Below are 18,767 nucleotides of genomic sequence, written 5' to 3' on the forward strand. Positions count from 1 at the left end.
CGGCTGGGATGGAGGCATGACCTCTTCTCCCGTCCTCACCGCCACCGGACTCGTCAAGCGTTACGGCGAGCTGTCGGCGCTCGACTCCGTGTCCCTGACCATCCGCGCCGGCGAGTCCGTCGCCGTCATGGGGGCGTCGGGGTCGGGCAAGACCACCCTGCTGCACACCCTCGCCGCCGTGATCGCGCCCGACTCCGGCTCCGTCGTCCTCTCGCCCCCGGGCGCTCAGCCGATCGAGCTCGTCGGTCTCACCGAGGGAGAACGCGCGCGCGTCCGCCGCACGCTCCTGGGCTTCGTCTTCCAGGAGCACCTGCTGCTGCCCGAGCTGACCGCCGTCGAGAACGCGGCCCTGCCGCTGCTGCTCACCGGGATGAGGAGGCCGGATGCCGAGCGCCACGCCGCCGGCTGGCTCGCCGCCCTGGGGCTCGCGGGAATGGAGTCCCGCCGTATCGGTCAGCTCTCGGGCGGGCAGGCGCAACGCGTCGCGATCGCCCGCGCGCAGGTGACCGGGGCACCGGTCGTCTTCGCCGACGAGCCCACCGGTGCCCTGGATTCGGCCACCTCGACCGACGTGCTGAGCGCGCTCCTGCACGCCACCACCGGCCAAGGCCGAACGCTCGTCATGGTCACGCACGACGCCGAGGTCGCCCGCCGCTGCTCGCGCATCGTGCGCCTGCGCGACGGCCAGGTCGTCGACGACACCGCGGGGGTCCTGCGATGAGCACCGTCCTCCCCCTGGCCCGTCTGCTGTCGCGGCCCAGCCGCCAGGGTCGCGCGGCGCTCGTCCTCCCCGCGGTCGCCTTCGCGGTGACCACGGCTCTGCTGCTCACCGTCGTCGGCGGTGCGCACATGTTCCTCGTGGATCCTCGAACGCAGGACGGCGCGGGGGTCTACGGCATCCTGGCCTCGCTCGCCGTACTGCTGCTGGCCGTCCCGCTCGTGACGCTCGGAGCGGCGGCCGCGCGGCTGTCGAGCCGCCGCCGCAACGACCGTCTCGCGACGCTGCGTCTGCTGGGCGCGAGCGGACGCGAGATCTGGGCCCTCACCGTGCTCGAGGCCACGCTCGTCGCCGCCGCGGGCGCCGTCGCGGGCGTGGCGCTGTATGCCGCCCTGCTCCCCCTCGTCGGTCTACTGCCGTTCTTCGGCGGTCCGGTCGGGGTCGCGGCTGTCGCGATCACGCCTCTCCTGGGGGCGGGCGTGCTGGTGGGCGTGGTCGTCATCGCCGCGATCAGCGCCGCCGCGAGCCTGCGCAAGGTCACGGTGACCCCGCTGGGTGTGCGGACGCGCAGCGCCGCGCCGCCGTCGCGTCGCGCGGTGCTCATCGTGGGGCTCGTCCTGCTCGTGGCGGTGGGCCTCGCGGTCGCGAACTTCAGTGTCGTCGGCAGCCTCGTCGGGCCTGCCCTCGCCACGGGCGTGCTGCTCGGGCTGTTCGTGGGAGGCATGGCCCTGCTCAACCTCGTGGGCGCCCCGATCATCGCCGCCCGCGGCCGCGCCATGGCCCGCACCGCGAAGAGCGCGGCGCAGCTCGTCGCGGGTCGTGAACTCGCGGCGCACGCGGGGCCGTCGTGGCGCCGGGTGTCGGGCATGGCGATCGTGTCGTTCATCGCGGTGGTCGCCGGGTGCGGCCTGGCCGTCGTCAACGCGGCCGAGGGCGCCGAGGGCGTGACGCTCCTGACCGACATCCGCACCGGCGTGCTCCTGACGCTCGGGATCGCCTTCGTCCTCCTCGCGTGCGCGGTGGGGGTCACGCAGGCGGCGTCTGCGCTCGAGGAGCGCGACCTGATCGTGGGCCTGGACCGGCTCGGCATCCCGGATGCCGAACTCCGCCGCGCCCGCCGGCTCACGGTCATGGTGCCCCTGCGCTGGGCAGCGGTGGGCGGCGCCGCCCTGGGCGGGGCGCTGTCGTTCCCGATCGTCGGGATCGGCCTCGTGACGGCCCCGTTGTCGGTCGCCACGATCGCCGTGACCTTCGTCGCGGGCTTCGCGCTGGTCGCCGCGGCCCTCGCGTCGACGCGTCCGATCGTGACGGGCATCCGCCGCGGCACGGTGTGAGGCGGGCGGGCGGTGCCGGATCCGGGGCGGCACCGCCCGCCAAGAGGGTTGAGTGTCCCGGACACCCGGATGGATGGGGGCACTCGTCCGGGTGTCTGGGACACTCAACCCTCTGCGGGCCCCTCTGCGGGCCGGGGTCGCCCCGCGCGGGTGTTAGCGTGCGGGGGTGCGACAGGATGCCACGGAACCCCGCCGAATCCGCGTTTCGGCCGCGGTCATCACCGACGCCGCGGGCCGCCTGCTACTCGTGCGCAAGGCCGGAACCACCGCGTTCATGCAGCCCGGCGGCAAGCCCGAGCCGGGCGAAACGGCGGCGGAGACTTTGGCCCGCGAGCTCGCCGAGGAAATCCGTCTCGACGTCGATCCCGCGGCCCTCGAGCCGCTCGGCGAGTTCTCCGCCGTGGCCGCGAACGAACCCGGCTTCGAGGTGGTCGCCGACGTGTTCCGTGTCGACATCGGCGACCAGGAGCCGGTCCTGGATGCCGAGATCGTGGAACTTCGCTGGGTCACCGCCGCGACGGCATCCGGAATCGAGATCGCCCCGCTGGCCCGGGAGTATTTTCTGCCGGAGTGACGGGGCGGGAGTTCCTGCCGGGCTGTCGGGCCCGGGCCCGGGCCGTCAGGCGGACTCCAGGCCCGACACGCCGCCGCCCACGGCCACCACACGGCGTGTCGCCGACGGACTCCGCACGACGGCACAGGATGCCACGGCCCCGGCCCGCGGCACGGAACCACAGCCCCAGCCCCGGCCCCGGCCCCGCACCGCGACGTCAGCCGCCGACTGCCCCCACCAGCGCGCGCAGGGCCATCGCGGCCAGGATCTCCGCCGCGCGGTCGCCGGTCGAGTCGGCGCTGTGCGGGGTCGAGTTGAGCAGGCCGAAGGTCCCGAGGAGGCGCGTCTGGCGCTCGGCCGCATCGAGTTCGGGACGGACGGATGCCAGGACGGCATCCCATTCCTGCACGTACTGCCGCTGCAGACTCCGGACCTGGTGGTTCGCGTCAGCGGGCAGTTGGGCGAGCTCGCGGTCCTGGATGCGGATCGTGTCGGGGTCAGCCGTCGCGAAGTCGAGGTGGAAGCGGACGAGCCTCGACAGGACCTCGTCGGGGGTCCCGGCCTCGGAGACCAGGGCGCGGCCGCCCTCGAGCAGGCGGCGGCTGGCGTCGATCAGCAGCTCGGCGAGGAGCGCCTCTTTGCTGGGGAAATAGTTGTACAGAGCGGGCCCGCTCATCCCCACGGCTTCGCCCAGTTCGACCGTCGACACGGCCGCGAAGCCCCGCTCGGCGAACAGCGCCGCCGCCGAACGCATCAGCGACGCCCGGCGGTTGGCCTTCTGCGTCGCCCGCCAGGTCGCCGTCACCGCAGCATCTCGCGCGCCTGCCGCAGTACCGGCTCGTCGATCATGCGCCCGCGGAAGCGGAACACCCCGGGCTGCCCCTCCGCCTCGGCGAGCACGGCCCGCGCCCACTCGCGCTCGGTGTCGGTGCTCGCATAGGCTGCGCGGATCGTGGCGACCTGCGTCGGGTGGATGCACGCGGTGGCGGTGAAGCCGGAGGCGGCGGCGTCCTCGCACTCGGCGCGCAGGCCCTCGAGGTCGGCGATGTCGAGGTGCACCGCGTCGATCGCGTCCTTGCCGTGAGCGCGGGCGGCGAGCAGCACGTTCGCGCGCGCGGTCCGAGCAACATCGCGGTAGCGGCCGTCGGCGAAGCGGCTCGAGCGTCCGTTCATGCTCGCGATGAGGTCTTCGGCGCCCCACATCAGCCCGACCGTCGCGGGGTGCGCGGCGATCTCGGCGGCGCGCACGATGCCGCGCGCCGTCTCGCACAGCGCGATGACCTCGAACCCGTCCGTCGCCTCGACGTCGGCGGGCGACTCGACCTTCGCGAGCATCACGGTCGTGTACGCGGTCTCGCGCACGGCGAGAAGGTCGGGCGCGTGCTCGGGGGTTCCCGCGGGATTCAGGCGAACGATCACGCGCTCGGGGTCGAGCGTGCTCGCGGCGAGCGCCTCGCGCGCCCGCTCCTTGTCGGCCGGGGCCACGGCATCCTCGAGGTCGAGGATGACGGTGTCGGCCGCCGCGGCCGCCTTGGCGTAGCGGTCGGGGCGGTCGGCCGGGCAGAACAGCAGGGCGGGGCCGTGCATCAAGGCTCCTCCTCGGGGTTGCGGTCAGGGACCGGGTCGGGGCCGGGCGCGGTCGCGGGGCCCGAAGCGGACGCGGGGCTCACGAGCATGAGGGTCGAGCGGCGCGCTCCGGCGACCACCACCCCATTCTGGTTGCGCATCGTGTGGGCGAACTCCACGATCCCCTGGCCGGGCCGCGAGGTCGACAGGCGTTTGCCCGCGATGAGCGTCTCGGCGTACAGGGTGTCGCCGACGCGCACGGGCGCCGGGAAGCGCACGTCACTGAACCCCAGGTTCGCGACGATCGTGCCCTGGGTCAGCTGCGCGACCGAGAGTCCGACCATCGTCGACAGCGTGAACATGCTGTTCACCAGACGCTCGCCGAACTCGGTCGATGCCGACCACGCGGCATCCAGGTGCAGCGACTGCGTGTTCATCGTGAGGGTCGTGAAGAGCACGTTGTCGGCCTCGGTCACCGTGCGACCCGGGCTGTGCACGTAGGTCGCGCCCTCTTCGAGCTCGTCGAAGTACAGCCCTCTCTGGATGATCCGGATGCCACTCACTCCCCGCCCCTTTCGTCGCCCGCGCCGGGTTCGCGCGGTGTCTCCGCGCCCGCCGGCGCACCGTCCGAGTCGACACCGGGTGCGACCACCGCGAGCGCCTGCCCGCGCGCGACCACGTCGCCGACCGCCGCCTGCAGCCTCACCGTCCCCGCGACGCTCGATCGCACCACGTGCTCCATCTTCATGGCCTCCACCGCGAGCACCGCGTCGCCCACCCCCACCGTCGCCCCGTCGGCGACGTGCACCATCACCACGGTGCCGGGCATGGGCGAGACGAGCTGCGGGTCGGCGTCCGCCGTGGCGTCGGCGCGGTGCACCGCTCGCACGGTCTCGACCCGTCGCACCGCCCCGCCCCGCGCGATCCACACGCCGTCGGCGTCGACCTCGGCCGCGAGAGTCCGCGTACGGCCGTCGAGGGTGACCGACACGAGACCGTCGTCGTGCCGGACGATCCGCGCGGGCTCCCGCTCGCCGGCCCGCGCAAGCGCCGCCACCGCGAGCGTCTCCCCCGTCCCGGTTACCTCGACAGTGCTGCGCACCAGGCCCGCGAGCGTCTCCCCCACGCCGGTCACCTCGACCGTGCGCTGCTCCCCGCCGAGCGCGAGACGGTAGCGGCGCGGCGCGGGTGTCCCCAGCCGCCAGCCGTCGCGGCGTCGCCACGGCTCCCGCGCGCGCGAGGCCGTGGCATCCAGGATCAGAGCCGCCTCCGCGAGAGCGCGCTCGTCGACCTCCTCGGTCGTGAGCCCCTCGAGCTCTCGAGCGATCAGCCCGGTGTCGAGAGCGCCCGCCACCACGTCCGGAAGCTCGAGCAACCGCCGCAGGAACTCGACGTTCGTCGCGAAGCCGAACACCGCGGTGTCGCCGAGCGCCGCGACGAGCCGCCGGCGCGCGCTCTCGCGATCGGGGCCCCACGCGATGATCTTCGCGAGCATCGGGTCGTAGTCGACCGAGACGTCGAGGCCGTCCTCGAGCGCCGTGTCGACGCGGATCCCCTCCCCGCCGGGGTGCCGGACGCGCACGACGTGACCGCCCGTCGGCAGGAATCCGGATGCCGGGTCCTCGGCGTACACGCGCGCCTCGATCGCGTGCCCGGTGAGGGTGACGGCATCCTGATCGACGCCGAGAGGCTCACCGGCGGCGATCCGGAGTTGCTGCTCGACCAGGTCGAGGCCGGTGACCTCTTCGGTGACCGGATGCTCGACCTGCAGGCGCGTGTTCATCTCCATGAAGAAGAACTCGCCGGGCGCCTCGGCCGACACGATGAACTCCACCGTCCCGGCGCCGCGGTAGTCGACGCTGCGCGCGGTCTCGCACGCCGCTTGGCCGATGCGGGCGCGGGTCTCGGCGTCGAGCAGGGGCGACGGCGCCTCTTCGATGACCTTCTGGTGACGGCGCTGCAGCGAGCACTCGCGCTCGCCCAGGTGCACGACCCCGCCGTGCGCGTCGGCGAGCACCTGCACCTCGATGTGCCGCGGAGCCCGGACGTAACGCTCGAGGAACAGGGTGTCGTCGCCGAAGCTCGCCGCTGCTTCGCGCCGGGCGGCGGCGATCGCCCCCGCCAGCGCTCCGGGCGCCTCGACGACGTGCATGCCCTTGCCTCCGCCGCCCGCCGAGGGCTTGATGAGGAGCGGGTAGCCGACGTCGGCGCCGGCGGCGATCAGCTCGTCGTCGGTCATGCCCGCGCGCGCGACCCCCGGAACGGTCGGCACCCCGCGCGCCTCGACCGCGTGCTTGGCCGAGATCTTGTCACCCATGACGCGGATCGCCTCGGCACTCGGCCCGATGAAGACGATCCCGGCCTCCTCGCAGGCCTGCGCGAAGGCGGCGTTCTCGGCGAGGAATCCGTACGCGGGATGGATCGCCTCGGCGCCGGTCTCGCGCGCCGCGCGGATCACGGCGTCGACGTCGAGATAGCTCCGCGCCGCCGGCGCCGGTCCCAGGCGCACCGCGACATCGGCGAGGTGGACGTGGCGGGCCCCGGCATCCGCATCGCTGTAGACGGCGACCGAGCGGATGCCGAGGGAGCGGAGGGTGCGGATGATGCGACAGGCGATCTCGCCGCGGTTCGCGATCAGAACGGTGGAGAACATGCGGGTCACATCCGGAAGACGCCGTAACCCGGCGCGTCGAGGGGCGAACGGGTGATGACGTCGAGGGCGAGAGCGAGAACGTCGCGGGTCTGCGACGGCTCGATGATCCCGTCATCCCACAGACGGGCCGTGGAGTAGTACGGGCTCCCCTGTCGCTCGTACTGCTCGCGGACCGGCGCCTCGAAGGCGGCCTGCTCCTCGGCCGACCATTCGCCGCCGCCGGCCTCGATCTGGTCGCGGCGGACGGTGGAGAGGACGGATGCCGCCTGCGGGCCGCCCATGACCGAGACGCGCGCGCCGGGCCAGAGCCAGAGGAAGCGCGGCGAGTACGCGCGTCCGCACATCGAGTAGGTGCCGGCGCCGAACGATCCGCCGACGACGACGGTGAGCTTGGGCACCGAGGCACAGGCGACGGCGTTGACCATCTTCGCGCCGTGCTTGGCGATGCCGCCCGACTCGTACTCGCGGCCGACCATGAACCCGGTGATGTTCTGCAGGAACACCAGCGGGATGCCGCGCTGGTCGCATAGCTCGATGAAGTGCGCCCCCTTGAGGGCCGATTCGCCGAAGAGGACGCCGTTGTTCGCGATGATCCCGACCCGGTGCCCCTCGATGCGGGCGAAGGCGGTGACGAGGGTCTCACCGTACTCGCGCTTGAACTCGTGGATGCTGCCGGCATCCACGATCCGGGCGAGGATCTCGCGGGCGTCGTAGGGGGTGGTGAGTTCGACCGGCACGATGTCCTCGAGCGCGCGCGGGTCTTTCTCGGGGTCGGCGGCGGGTTCCGGCATCCGCTGTTCGGGGGGAGGCAGGGTCGCGACGATGTCGCGCACGATCTCGAGCGCGTGTGCGTCGTTCTCGGCGAGGTGGTCGGCGACGCCCGACACGCGGGTGTGCACGACCCCGCCGCCGAGATCTTCGGCCGTGACGACTTCTCCGGTCGCGGCCTTCACCAGCGGCGGTCCGCCGAGGAAGATCGTGCCCTGGTTCCGCACGATCACCGTCTCGTCGCTCATCGCCGGGACGTACGCGCCGCCCGCGGTCGACGAACCGAGCACCGCCGCGATCTGGGGGATGCCGTCGCGCGACATCCGTGCCTGGTTGTAGAAGATGCGACCGAAGTGGTCGCGGTCGGGGAAGACCTCGTCCTGCATCGGGAGGAAGGCACCGCCCGAGTCGACGAGGGAGACGCACGGCAGGCGGTTCTCCGCGGCGATCTCCTGCGCGCGCAGGTGCTTCTTCACCGTGATCGGGAAGTAGCTGCCGCCCTTCACGGTCGCGTCGTTGGCGACCACCATCACGTGCCGGCCGTGGACGAGGCCGATCCCCGCGACCACACCGCCGGCGGGGCAGTCGCCGCCGTACATCCCGTAGGCCGCGAGCGGGGCGACCTCGAGGAACGGGCTGCCGACGTCGAGCAGCGCGTCGATGCGGTCCCGGGCGAGCATCTTGCCGCGGGCTGTGTGACGCTCGCGGGCGGTTTCGGGTCCGCCGAGCGCGACGGTGGCGCGGCGCTCGCGCAGCTCGGCGACGAGTTCGCGGTAGCCCTGCGTCATGACAACTCCTCGTTGAGTTACCGATCAGTAATGGAGTTAGATTACGGCTCGGTAATCGAGTTGTCTACGTGTCGGCGCCCCCCCCCGGTTGAATGTCCAAGAAACCCGGACGCCTCGGAAAAACGTCCGGGTGTTTTGGACACTCACCGCGCTCAACAGCCTCGCGCCCTGCCCTGACCCGCCTCGCGCCGCTCCGCTCCCCGCGCCGCCCGCGCCCCGCCGACGCTTAGGCTCGACGCCATGCGCAGCGACTGGATCACGCACCGACGCCCCGACGGCGAGGTGCTCGGGTGGATGGAGCCGCACGGCGACGGCTTCGTCGTCGTCGACCTGCTCGGCCGGCGTTCGGCCGAGGCGGTCGATTGGCTGACCGCTGAGGAGACGCTCGAGGAGCGCGGGATCGGCTACCTCGCCGACATGTACGAGCTGCGCCTCGACGACGGGTCGTGGCTGCGGGTGCGCATCGCCGAGGTCTCGACCTCCGGCATCCGGGTCAAGAAAGACGACTGGGGCGCCGTCGGGGCTCCGCAGCTGTTCTACGACGTGGCGTTCCCGGTCGACGAAGCGGTGCTGCGGCCTCTGGGGTAGCCGTGCTCGCCCTCACGGCCCACTGAGTGTCCAGAACACCCGGGCGCCGACGAAAAACGTCCGGGTGTTTTGGACACTCAACCGGCGTGGGCACGACGCGAGCGCCGTCACCCCGTCGAGTGAGCGCCGGCCGAGCTCACCACGAGCTCTTGCGGTAATCCTTCAAGAAGATGCCGAAGAGGTCTTCGCCGGCCTCGCCGCGCACGATCGGGTCATACACGCGGGCGGCTCCGTCGACGAGGTCGAGCGGGGCGTGGAAGCCCTCCTCGGCGAGGCGCACCTTGGTGAAGTGCGGACGCTCGTCGGTGATCCAGCCGGTGTCGACGGCGGTCATCAGGATGCCGTCGGACTCGAACATCTCGCGGGCACTCGTGCGCGTGAGCATGTTCAGCGCGGCCTTCGCCATGTTCGTGTGCGGGTGGCCGGGGCCCTTGTACCCGCGGCCGAACACGCCCTCCATCGCCGAGACGTTGACGATGTACTTCCGCCGCGCCGACGACGCGGCCATCGCGGGACGAAGCCGGCTCACGAGCAGGAACGGCGCCGTCATGTTCGCCAGCTGCACCTCGAGCATCTCGAGGGGCTCGACCTGGTCGACGTGCTGCGTCCAGCTGTTGATGCGGTCCTCGTCGGGCACGAGCCCGCCCGCGTCGATCGCGGTTCCCGCGGCCAGGCGCTCGAGCGACGACGAGCCCGCCGCCATCGCCTCGGCGGTCAGCTCCTCCGCCGTTCGCGCGGCCGACGCGAGGATCGGGTGAGCCGACACCGACTGCGCGAGCGCAAGCGGGTGCGCGTCGTTGGTGTGGCCGAACGTGACCAGCTCGGGCAGCGGCCCGTCCGGGAGTGGTGCGAGTTCGGCATCCACCAGGGGTTTGTACGCACCCGGCGAGCGCCGCACGGTCTGCGCGGCGTTGTTGATCAGGATGTCGAGCGGACCATCGGATGCCACGGACTCGGCGAGTCCGATCACCTGGGCGGGGTCGCGCAGGTCGATGCCCACGACCTTGAGCCGGTGCAGCCAGTCGGCGCTGTCGGGGAGCGACGAGAAGCGCCGCACCGCGTCGCGCGGGAAGCGGGTCGTGATGGTGGTGTGCGCGCCGTCGCGGAGCAGCCGCAGCGCGATGTACATGCCGATCTTCGCGCGGCCGCCGGTGAGCAGCGCGCGCTTGCCGGTGAGGTCGGTGCGCGCGTCGCGCTTGGCGTGGCTCATCGCCGCGCAGTCGGGGCAGAGCTGGTGGTAGAAAGCGTCGACGAGGGTGTAGTCCTCTTTGCAGATGTAGCAGGCGCGGGCTTTGATCAGCTCTCCGGCGAACGGCGTGGTCGTGCGGGTCGCGAGCGGGATCCCGCGCGTCTCGTCGTCGATGCGGTCGGCGGCACCGGTCGCCGTGGCGGCAACGACCGCGCGGTCGGCATCGGCGATGCGCTGGCGCTTCTCGCGCCGCGACTGCCGCTTGACGTCCTTGTAGAGCTTGCCGGTCTGACGGCGCAGCGCAATGTAGGCGGGATCCTCACGGTCGAGCGACGACGCCGCGTCGATGACGCGCAGCGCGATCTCGAGCTCGGTGGGATCGATGGATGCCACACGCTCGACGTCGGGCACGGCACCGGAGTCCGTGGCATCCGGATCCGTATCGGTCACCGGCGCGGCGGCATCCAGCGCGGTGACGCGATCGGCGTCACGATCGGGGCTGGGGGGTGTTTCGGGCACAGGGAAGTGTACCGAGGGCTCGCTGGACGCGGGATGGGTCTCCGCCCCGGGATTCGCTCGATCGCCGCACTGCCGGTGCGAGCCCTGCCCTCAGGGCTCGGGGCGAGGGTGGGCTACTGCTTGCCGCCGTCGACCCAGCGCGTGTGAGCCTTCAGCGCGTGCAGCACGGCCAAGCGCACGACGAAGTACGTCACCAGGCCGATGACCGCGAGCGCGACCAGCCAGCCGAGCAGAAGGATGAGCAGGTGGGCGCCTCCGACAGCTGAGAACATCCGGCGAGCCTAGCCGCGGGGCGGCCGAGACTCCAGGGGGACAGCTCAGAAGCCGGGCCTCGCCTCACGGCTGCACGTCTCCGATGAGGCGGTGACCTCTCAGCGGGCCGTGCGCCGGCGGACGGCCGACAGCGCGACCGAGGAGGGCGGCGGCCGCTCAGCCGACCGGTCGGCGGCGGACGGAGGCGACGACCAGCGCGACGGCTCCGAGGAGGACGGCGATCGCCCCGACGATGCCGCCCGCGACGAGTCCCGACGAGTCCTGACCGCTCGCGGCGAGGACGCCGGACGCGGGCGTGGGGGTGCCCGTCGGAACCGGGGCGGGCTCCGCGGTCGGGGTCGTCGTCGGGTTCGCGGTCGGTGTGGGCGTCGGTGTCGGCGTCGGTGTCGGTGTCGGTGTCGGTGTGGGCAGCGGCTCGTCGATCGCCGCCCGCATCACGGCCGCCCACTTCCACGGCGCCTCCGTCCCGCCGGGGAGCGAGTTGAAGTACTCCCATCCCGCGACGCCGCCGAACGTGGGGGTCGTGGTCTTGATCTCTTGAATCGACGCCGTCAGCTCATCGAGCGGAACCCACCCGTCCCCGCAGTTGTCGGGGTTCGTGAGGGCGGCGATCACGATCTTCGCCGCCGGAATCCCGGCGCCCTTCGTGCTCTGGTAGTCGACGATCTCGCCGTAGTCCGCCGCGGTGGGATCGCCCCACCCGCAATAGAACTGCGTGTTGAACCAGTCGATGGAGTCCCCCGAGCTGCGGTAGAGGTCGTCGTAGTCGAATCCCGAGAGATTGTCCTCCCCGACCAGCGCCGCGGTCACCGGCGACAGCGTGATGAGGAACGACGGACCGAAGTCGGCGCTCAGGTCGGCGATCACCCTCTCGACGACCGAGATGTCGGTGTCGGTCTCGACGTCGAGATCGATGCCGTCGAGCGCGTGCGCCTCGACGAAGTCCCGGAGCCGCACGTACTGCACGTCGTAGTCGTCGGTCAGGCTCTGCCAGGTGGCATTCTGCGCGCCGCCGATCATGCCGACGACGGCGACCCCCGACCGCTGGATCTCGGCCAGTTCGCTCCACATCGTGTCGAAGGCGGGATCGTCCGGCAGAAGGTCGTTGAGCTTCAGGACGTCGGCGTTCATGTGCACCGCGGCGAGGTTCACGACGTCGACGCCCGTGTTCTCGGTCACGAGGGGCAACGGCGAGATGTACGCACCCGTCGATCCGTCGACGAACTGCTTCTGGTAGTACACGACGACCCGCCCGCTGTCGCGCACGACGGTTCCGGATGCCGTCGACCCGGCCGTCTCGGCCGCCGATGCCGCGCCGGTTCCTCCGCCGAATGCGAGGGTCAGCGCGACGACGGCGCCTCCCACGATCACCCGAGTACCAAGCGTCTTCCTCGCGCGCCGCGTCATGTCCGCCCCCTGTCCTCGTCACAGGATGCCGTTCCAGCGGCATCCTGGTCCAGTCGACGCCCGCCACACCGGGCGTAGAGGCGCTGCGCGTCAGCGGTTCGCGGCGAGGTGCACCCCGGGCGCCGAAGCGGAGCGCACCGTGGCCCGCGACCGGTCGTAGCGCAGCAGCCACCGCTGCGCCGGGATCTCGATGAGCTTGTGCATCGCCCAGGCGAGGCCGAGGGCGATGCCGAAAGCGGCGAGCGCGAGCGGCACGGCCTGTCGCCAGGGCAACTGCGGGTGCCCGTCGGGCCACGCCGACGACACCGACGCGATGACGAGCAGGTGCACGAGGTAGAACGCGAACGACACCCGTCCGAGTTCCTGCCAGAGGGGCCGCGCGAGGAAGGTGGAGTTCGCCCGGGCGTCGGCGTTCGCGAGCGAGGCGACGAGCAGAGCGTAGAACCCCACGGTCGCGGCGAGGCCCGGGTGGATGTCGGTGCCGGGCAGCGTCGGCGCCTCCGACAGCGCGTAGCCGGCGACCGCGAGCGGCACGGCGACGATCAGGCGCACGGGCTGCCACGCGCTCTTCTTCATCAGCAGCGCGAGGCTCACGCCGATCACGAACTCGGGCATTCGCAGCAACGGGGTCGACGCGGCCGACATCGGGATCGGCGACATCGACGCGATCTGCGGCGCGAGGGCGGCGACGACGAGGGATGCCACGACCACGACGCCGAGGGCCCGGTTCGAGGCGCGCGCGAGGGGGCGGATGAGGAACGGGAAGGTGAGATAGAAGAACGCCTCGCACACGAGCGACCAGCTCGCGGGATTGCCCGCCTGCCACCAGTCGGGAACCCAGCCGTTGACGAGGAAGACGTTCGCGACCACGGGCGCGGTGCCGTCGGCGCGGATCTCGGGAACGAGGGTGGCCGCGGCGATCAGCGCGAGCCCGACCCCGACGAGGTGCAGGGGGTAGATCCGCGCGATGCGGTGCCACCAGAACGACCGCGCGGTCTGCTGCGGCTTGTACCCCCACGCGAGGACGAAGCCCGAGAGGATGAAGAACAGCGTCACGCCGGTCTTCCCGGCCTCGAAGAGGTTTCCCCAGATCACGCCCGGAGTGCCGCCGAAGTACTCGACGGCCATGAGGTGGTGCCCGAAGATGAGCATCGCGGTCGCCCATCGCAGCCCCGTCAGCGACGGCAGGTTGCGCACCTTGTCGAGGGGACCGGGGCTCGTCGCGATCGGAGCGACGACGGGGGCAGTGAGCGTGCTGATGGTGATCGCCTCCCGTGTCGTAACCGAGCGCGATCGCGTGCCCGTCGACGACGCCGCCTATGGAGTCGACCTGAGCACGTGAAGTCGCGCAGACCGGGTGAGACGGTACACCGCCCGGGTGAGGAGATCCCTGAGAGGGGTGGGGGCTTGACTCCGAGGCCCCGCCCGGCCGACGACTCCGATACGCAAGCCCCATCCGATTCGCGCACTCCTCCGAACAGGTGTCGGCGGCTCGTTTTCTCCGACGGCCGCGCTCTCGCACCCGGAGGAAAGATGCTCGAGACGACCATGCCCGCTTTGGCGAGCCTCGAAGCGTTCGGCAACGTGACCGACCTTCTCGTTCGCCGCGCCGCCGACGCCCCCGACCACGTCGCCTTCGACGTACCGGCCGACGATCCCGCATCGTGGCGCCCCGTGACGACCGCCGCATTCCTGGGCGACGTCCGGGCCCTCGCGAAAGGGATGATGGGTGCCGGCCTGGCGGCGGGCGACAGAGTCGCCATCATGGCGCCCACGCGCTACGAGTGGGCCGTCGCCGACCTGGCCACCTGGTTCGCCGGCGGCGTCGTCGTCCCGGTCTACGACTCGTCCTCGGCCTCGCAGGTCGACGCGATCGTGCACGACGCCGGCGTACGCCTGGCCATCGCGGGGTCGAGGGCTCACGCCGACCTGTTGACCAGGGCACTCGTGGGGACTGACGCGATCGGAACCTGGGCGATGCGCGGGGTCGACGGCATCCGGTCGCTCGACGATCTCTCCGGTCGTGGAACACACGTCACCGACGCCGAGCTCGAGACCCGTCGCACTCTGGCGGGGCACCACGACCCCGCGACCATCGTCTACACCTCGGGAACGACCGGCGAGCCGAAGGGGGCCGTGCTCACGCACTCGAACTTCCTCGGGCAGGTGCTCAACATCGCCGCGGCCTACCGGGAAGTGGTCACCCCGACGGGGAACACCATCATCTTCCTGCCTCTCGCCCACGTGCTCGCCCGGGGTCTGCAGCTCATCTGCATCGCGAGCGGCATGCGCATCGCGCATCTGTCGGAACCCTCGCGAGTCGTGCCCGCGCTCTCGGTGCTCCGCCCGACGTTCCTCGTCGTCGTGCCGCGCGTGCTGCAGAAGATCCAGGCCGCGGCTGCGGATAAGGCGGCCCGCATGAGGCTCGGTCCGGTCTGGGAGCGTGCCGTGTCGACCGCCGTCGCCCGGGGTCGTCTGGCCGAGAAACAGGATGCCGGACGTCGGAGCCGCGCCCCGCGGGGCCTCCGTGTGCGCGGGGCGGTGTTCGACGCGCTCTTCTACTCGCGGCTGCGCGCGATCATGGGCGGCCGCGTGGACTACATCCTCTCGGGCGGGGCGACGCTCGACGGCGCCCTGTCGCTGTTCTTCCGGGGGATCGGGGTTCCGGTCATCGAGGGCTACGGACTCACCGAGACCACCGCTCCGCTCACGGGCAACCTGCCTGGGCGCATCGTGTCGGGCACGGTCGGCCTCCCCCTGCCCGGCTCGACGGTGCGCATCAGCCCCGAGGGCGAAGTGCTCGCTCGCGGAGTGGGCGTGTTCGCCGGCTACCGCGATGCCCGCCACGATGCCGAGGCGTTCGTCGACGGGTTCTTCCGCACCGGAGACCTCGGGCGCATCGACGACGGCGGACGCCTGATCCTCGAGGGCCGCATGAAAGACGTCATCGTCACCTCGAACGGCAAGACCGTGGTCCCGGCCCGCTGGGAGGGCGCGGTCGAGGCGAGCCCCCTCGTGCAGCACGCCGTCATGGTCGGCGAGGGCAAGCCGTACCTGTCGGCCCTGCTCATCCTCGATCCCGCGGAGTCGGCCGCGTGGGCGGCATCCCACGGATCGACGTTCGCAACGGGCTCACCCGGAGAGATCCGAGCCATCGACGAGCCCCGTCTCCGCGCCCACCTGCAGCCCACCGTCGACGCCGCCAACGCCCTGGTGGCGCGGAGCGAGCAGGTACGCCGCTTCACGCTCGTGCTCGCCGACCTCGACGACCACGAGCTCGTCACCCCCACCCTGAAGATCAAGCGCCGCGAGGTTCTGCACCGCGCCGCCGACACGATCGACACGCTGTACCGAGGAGCCGCATCATGACCGCACCCGTGCCCCCGACGACGGAGCGAGCCGGCGGCTCGCAGAATCGAGCGGCGGTCGTCGCCGTCGTCGTCGCCCTCGCGATCGGCGCGGGCTTGGCCGCGGCCGGCAGCTCTCGCGGCGGGCAAGTCGGCGGCATCCCGGTGTTCGCCCTCGCGGTGACGGCGGCCTACGTCATCCAGTTCCTCATCTTCATCCCTTCGGCGCTGCGTCGGACCGAGCGCTTCTTCGACCTCACCGGGAGCCTCACGTTCATCACCGTGTCGATCGCCCTCGCACTGCTCGCTCCCCAGCAGGACGCGCGGGGATGGATCCTCGCCGCGATGGTGATCGTGTGGGCGGCGCGACTCGGCTCGTTCCTCTTCGCGCGCGTCCACCACTCGGGTTCCGACGGGCGTTTCGACGAGATCAAGACGCGGCCGCTGCGCTTCTTCCAGGTGTGGTGCATCCAGGGTCTCTGGGTCTCCCTCACCGCCTCGGCGGCGTGGATCGCGATGAGCGCGGATGCCGCCGGCCGGGCGCCCCTCGACGGTTTCGTGATCGCCGGGATCGTCGTCTGGCTGCTCGGGATGGCGTTCGAGGTCGTCGCCGACCTGCAGAAGCAGGCGTTCCGCGCCGACCCCGCCAACAGGGGCGAGTTCATCCGCACGGGCCTGTGGTCGCGCTCGCGCCACCCCAACTACTTCGGCGAGATCCTCGTGTGGATCGGGGTCTTCCTCGTGGCGGCGCCCGTTCTGCAGGGCTGGCAGTGGATCGCCGTGCTCTCGCCGCTCTTCGTCATCCTGCTCCTCACCCGGGTCAGCGGCATCCCGCTGCTCGAAAAGCGCGCCGACGAGCGCTGGGGCGACCGCGCCGACTACCGCGCCTATCGCGACCGCACGCCGGTGCTGATCCCGGCGCTGACCGCACGGCGGTAAGGGCACAGCCGCGGATGACTTCCTAGAGTGGATGCCATGCGGCGAACGACGAAGACCTTCGCACTGACCGTGGGCGCCCTGGCGCTCCTCACCGCGTGCTCGCCGGCGGCCGATCCGACCCCGCTGAGCACGGAGACCGCGGCGGCCCCGGCATCCCCGACCCCCACGGGCGGGACGGCGGTCACCTCACCCCGCGAGTGCGACGATGTCGAGCTCATCGCGGACGCGAGAGTGACGGGCTCCGACCTCTCGGCGTGCGTGATCGCGTTCTCGCGCGCGGCCGGCAGCGGGCACCTGACCCTGCAGTCCGCCGATCTGAGCGGGGAGGCCGACTTCGTCTTCGGCGACGATCCCGCCACATCGGGGTCGGTCACCGGCCCCGACGGGACGAACGACTTCGTGCTCACACCGACCGAGGCCTGGGTCACGTTCGACGGTGCCTGGGTGAAGGCCGACCCGTCGAGCGGCGACTACCGCGCCGTCATCGCCTCGACCATCGGTGAGTCGTACCGAGCTCTCGCCGACCCCGCAGCCGCGGCATCCCTTCTCGCCTCCGCCCCCTCCTGGACGGTGCAGACCGGCCAGGACACGGTGGCCCTGCCCGACGGCACCGACGTGCGCGCCTGGCGGGTGCAGGCCGATGCGCCCTTCTCGGCCGCGGGCGTCGACGTCAGCGAGATGATCGTGTGGCTCGGCGAGGGGCACCGCGTCGTGGCCACGCAGGCCACCGGGACCTTCGGGGGCGTACAGACCACATCCCTGCAGCAGTTCACGCGGTGGGGCGAGCCGGTGACGATCGAGGCGCCGAAGGGCTGAGTCCGCGCGGCGCGCGCCGGGGTTCCCGGGTGGCGAGCGGAGGAGATGGGGTGCGCGGAGGACCGAGCCGCGGCATCCTTCCTCCCTCCGCCCCACCTCCTCCCCTCGTCACTACCGTCTCGCTCACGCCTCCCCCTCCCGGGTCGCGGCGAGCTGCTCCTCCCAGTCCGCGGGCAGGCGGTCCTGCGGCCCCGGCACCGTCTGCTCGGCGGGGTGGGTCGTGGGCGGGGCGAGCGGGGGTCCGTGCACGACAGCCGAGGTCCCGTAGTCCCACCACCACACCTCCCCGGGCTCGAAGCTCTGGATGTAGCGGTGCCCCGTCGCGTGGAAGTGCGCCGTCGCGTGTCGGTTCAGCGACGAGTCGCAGCAGCCGACGTGACCGCACGCGGCGCACCGCCGCAGGTGGACCCACCAGCTCCCGCTCGCGTCGCACTCCTGGCATCCGGGACCGCTCGGAGGAACGCCCCGGTCGATCTGATCGAGCGCGGTCATCACGCGAGGTCGGCGATCGCGTCCGTGATGACTTTCGCGACCTCGGCGGGGTGGCTCTGCATCACGAGGTGGGGCGCGTCGAGCTCGACGACCGTCCGCAAGCCCGCGCGCTGGTAGCCGAAGCGCTCGACGTCGGGGTTGATCGTGTGGTCGGCGCTCGAGACGATGCCCCACGCCGGCTTCGTCTTCCACGCGGCGACGGGCGCGTTCTCGCCGAACGCGAGGGCGGCGAGGGGCCGCTGCGACACGGCGAGCACCTCGGCCCGCTCGAGCGGCACGCCGTGCGCGAAGACCTCGGGGAAGGCCGCGACTTCGACCGAGACGTCGGTGCCCGGCTCGCCGCCCTCGACGGGGAACGGCGTGTAGACGAGGTGCTGCGCGAGGTCGGAGTCGGGGAAGCCGCCCTGCAGCTGGCCGAGACTCTCGCCCTCTTCGAGCGCGTAGCCCGAGACGTAGACCAGGCCCACGACGTTCTCGGCGACACCGGCGACGGTGATCACGGCACCGCCGTACGAGTGCCCGGCGAGAAGCACGGGTCCCTCGATCTGCTCGACGACCGAGCGGATGTACGCCGCATCGCCGATCAGGCTGCGGTTCGGCACGGCGGGCACGCGCACGGTGTACCCCTGGTCGAGCAGCGCGCGGGTCACGGGCGCCCAGCTCGCGGCATCCGCGAAGGCTCCGTGCACGAGGACGATGGTGGGGGAAACGGACATCGGATGCCACTCCTCTCGTCGCAGCCGAGTCGCCGCGAGTGGGTGCCCACGCTAGGCAGCGTGGCGGCGGGGCGGCAGGGGCATTCGTCGAGAATCGCGCT

Annotated in this window: 18 protein-coding genes; 7 read left to right on the forward strand and 11 right to left on the reverse strand. The window is 71.9% G+C overall.

Features of this window, described 5'->3' with window-relative positions; translation table 11 throughout:
• The first annotated feature begins 16 nt into the window (after positions 1-16).
• From ACMW4R_RS02605 to ACMW4R_RS02615, 3 genes are all read left to right on the forward strand, one after another.
• Complete coding sequence (locus ACMW4R_RS02605; RefSeq protein ID WP_058596829.1) at positions 17-721, forward strand: ABC transporter ATP-binding protein; 705 nt, start codon at positions 17-19, stop codon at positions 719-721.
• Positions 718-2,052, forward strand: coding sequence for an FtsX-like permease family protein (locus tag ACMW4R_RS02610; RefSeq protein WP_418299058.1), 1,335 nt, complete (start codon positions 718-720; stop codon positions 2,050-2,052). The genes ACMW4R_RS02605 and ACMW4R_RS02610 overlap by 4 nt, the downstream gene beginning before the upstream one ends.
• A 166-nt stretch (positions 2,053-2,218) precedes the next feature.
• Complete coding sequence (locus ACMW4R_RS02615) at positions 2,219-2,626, forward strand: NUDIX hydrolase (RefSeq protein WP_418299059.1); 408 nt, start codon at positions 2,219-2,221, stop codon at positions 2,624-2,626.
• Positions 2,627-2,822: 196 nt separating this feature from the next.
• On the opposite strand, the gene ACMW4R_RS02620 is transcribed toward ACMW4R_RS02615, so the two are convergent.
• Genes ACMW4R_RS02620 through ACMW4R_RS02640 form a run of 5 tightly spaced genes read right to left on the reverse strand, consistent with a single transcriptional unit; the run spans position 2,823 to position 8,380 of the window.
• On the reverse strand, positions 2,823-3,410 hold the full coding sequence (locus ACMW4R_RS02620; protein ID WP_193752660.1) for a TetR/AcrR family transcriptional regulator: 588 nt from the start codon (positions 3,408-3,410) through the stop codon (positions 2,823-2,825).
• Positions 3,407-4,192, reverse strand: a complete 786-nt coding sequence (locus ACMW4R_RS02625) for an HpcH/HpaI aldolase/citrate lyase family protein (protein ID WP_418299060.1) — start codon at positions 4,190-4,192, stop codon at positions 3,407-3,409. The genes ACMW4R_RS02620 and ACMW4R_RS02625 overlap by 4 nt, the downstream gene beginning before the upstream one ends.
• A complete protein-coding gene (locus ACMW4R_RS02630; protein ID WP_418299061.1) occupies positions 4,192-4,734 on the reverse strand; it encodes a MaoC family dehydratase in 543 nt (180 codons plus the stop codon). Before ACMW4R_RS02630 ends, ACMW4R_RS02625 begins: the two co-directional genes overlap by 1 nt.
• The gene (locus ACMW4R_RS02635; RefSeq protein ID WP_418299062.1) at positions 4,731-6,824 is read right to left on the reverse strand and encodes an acetyl/propionyl/methylcrotonyl-CoA carboxylase subunit alpha; all 2,094 of its coding nucleotides are present in this window, start codon (positions 6,822-6,824) and stop codon (positions 4,731-4,733) included. The genes ACMW4R_RS02630 and ACMW4R_RS02635 overlap by 4 nt, the downstream gene beginning before the upstream one ends.
• A 5-nt stretch (positions 6,825-6,829) precedes the next feature.
• A complete protein-coding gene (locus ACMW4R_RS02640; protein ID WP_418299063.1) occupies positions 6,830-8,380 on the reverse strand; it encodes a carboxyl transferase domain-containing protein in 1,551 nt (516 codons plus the stop codon).
• Positions 8,381-8,620: 240 nt separating this feature from the next.
• On the opposite strand from ACMW4R_RS02640, the gene ACMW4R_RS02645 reads away from it, so the two are divergent.
• The gene (locus ACMW4R_RS02645; protein ID WP_058615142.1) at positions 8,621-8,968 is read left to right on the forward strand and encodes a hypothetical protein; all 348 of its coding nucleotides are present in this window, start codon (positions 8,621-8,623) and stop codon (positions 8,966-8,968) included.
• 136 nt (positions 8,969-9,104) lie between these two features.
• Here ACMW4R_RS02645 and ACMW4R_RS02650 read toward each other — a convergent pair whose 3' ends face one another.
• The 4 genes from ACMW4R_RS02650 to ACMW4R_RS02665 form a co-directional block, all read right to left on the reverse strand.
• Complete coding sequence (locus ACMW4R_RS02650; protein WP_418299883.1) at positions 9,105-10,568, reverse strand: SDR family NAD(P)-dependent oxidoreductase; 1,464 nt, start codon at positions 10,566-10,568, stop codon at positions 9,105-9,107.
• Between the two features lie 221 nt (positions 10,569-10,789).
• On the reverse strand, positions 10,790-10,948 hold the full coding sequence (locus ACMW4R_RS02655; protein ID WP_193752661.1) for a hypothetical protein: 159 nt from the start codon (positions 10,946-10,948) through the stop codon (positions 10,790-10,792).
• Positions 10,949-11,105: 157 nt separating this feature from the next.
• Positions 11,106-12,356 carry a hypothetical protein gene (locus ACMW4R_RS02660; RefSeq protein WP_418299064.1) on the reverse strand — a complete coding sequence of 417 codons (1,251 nt, stop codon included), beginning with the start codon at positions 12,354-12,356 and terminating at the stop codon, positions 11,106-11,108.
• Between the two features lie 90 nt (positions 12,357-12,446).
• Entirely contained in the window at positions 12,447-13,553 is a 1,107-nt protein-coding gene (locus ACMW4R_RS02665; protein ID WP_058596639.1) for an acyltransferase family protein, read from the reverse strand.
• A gap of 336 nt (positions 13,554-13,889) precedes the next feature.
• Between ACMW4R_RS02665 and ACMW4R_RS02670 the strand changes: the two genes are divergently transcribed.
• From ACMW4R_RS02670 to ACMW4R_RS02680, 3 genes are read left to right on the forward strand one after another with little or no spacing between them, the layout of a single operon-like run.
• Positions 13,890-15,725 carry an AMP-dependent synthetase/ligase gene (locus ACMW4R_RS02670; RefSeq protein WP_418299065.1) on the forward strand — a complete coding sequence of 612 codons (1,836 nt, stop codon included), beginning with the start codon at positions 13,890-13,892 and terminating at the stop codon, positions 15,723-15,725.
• Positions 15,722-16,642: a DUF1295 domain-containing protein gene (locus ACMW4R_RS02675; protein ID WP_418299066.1), complete on the forward strand. Its 921-nt coding sequence runs from the start codon at positions 15,722-15,724 to the stop codon at positions 16,640-16,642. The genes ACMW4R_RS02670 and ACMW4R_RS02675 overlap by 4 nt, the downstream gene beginning before the upstream one ends.
• 36 nt (positions 16,643-16,678) lie before the next feature.
• Positions 16,679-17,458, forward strand: coding sequence for a hypothetical protein (locus tag ACMW4R_RS02680; RefSeq protein ID WP_418299067.1), 780 nt, complete (start codon positions 16,679-16,681; stop codon positions 17,456-17,458).
• A gap of 123 nt (positions 17,459-17,581) precedes the next feature.
• On the opposite strand, the gene ACMW4R_RS02685 is transcribed toward ACMW4R_RS02680, so the two are convergent.
• Together ACMW4R_RS02685 and ACMW4R_RS02690 are read right to left on the reverse strand one after the other, a co-directional pair.
• On the reverse strand, positions 17,582-17,950 hold the full coding sequence (locus ACMW4R_RS02685; protein ID WP_418299068.1) for a UBP-type zinc finger domain-containing protein: 369 nt from the start codon (positions 17,948-17,950) through the stop codon (positions 17,582-17,584).
• Positions 17,950-18,666 carry an alpha/beta fold hydrolase gene (locus tag ACMW4R_RS02690; protein ID WP_058598206.1) on the reverse strand — a complete coding sequence of 239 codons (717 nt, stop codon included), beginning with the start codon at positions 18,664-18,666 and terminating at the stop codon, positions 17,950-17,952. The genes ACMW4R_RS02685 and ACMW4R_RS02690 overlap by 1 nt, the downstream gene beginning before the upstream one ends.
• Positions 18,667-18,767 lie beyond the last annotated feature (101 nt).

It is taken from the genome of Microbacterium sp. S1037 (genome assembly GCF_048381605.1).
Lineage (GTDB): Bacteria > Actinomycetota > Actinomycetes > Actinomycetales > Microbacteriaceae > Microbacterium > Microbacterium testaceum_B.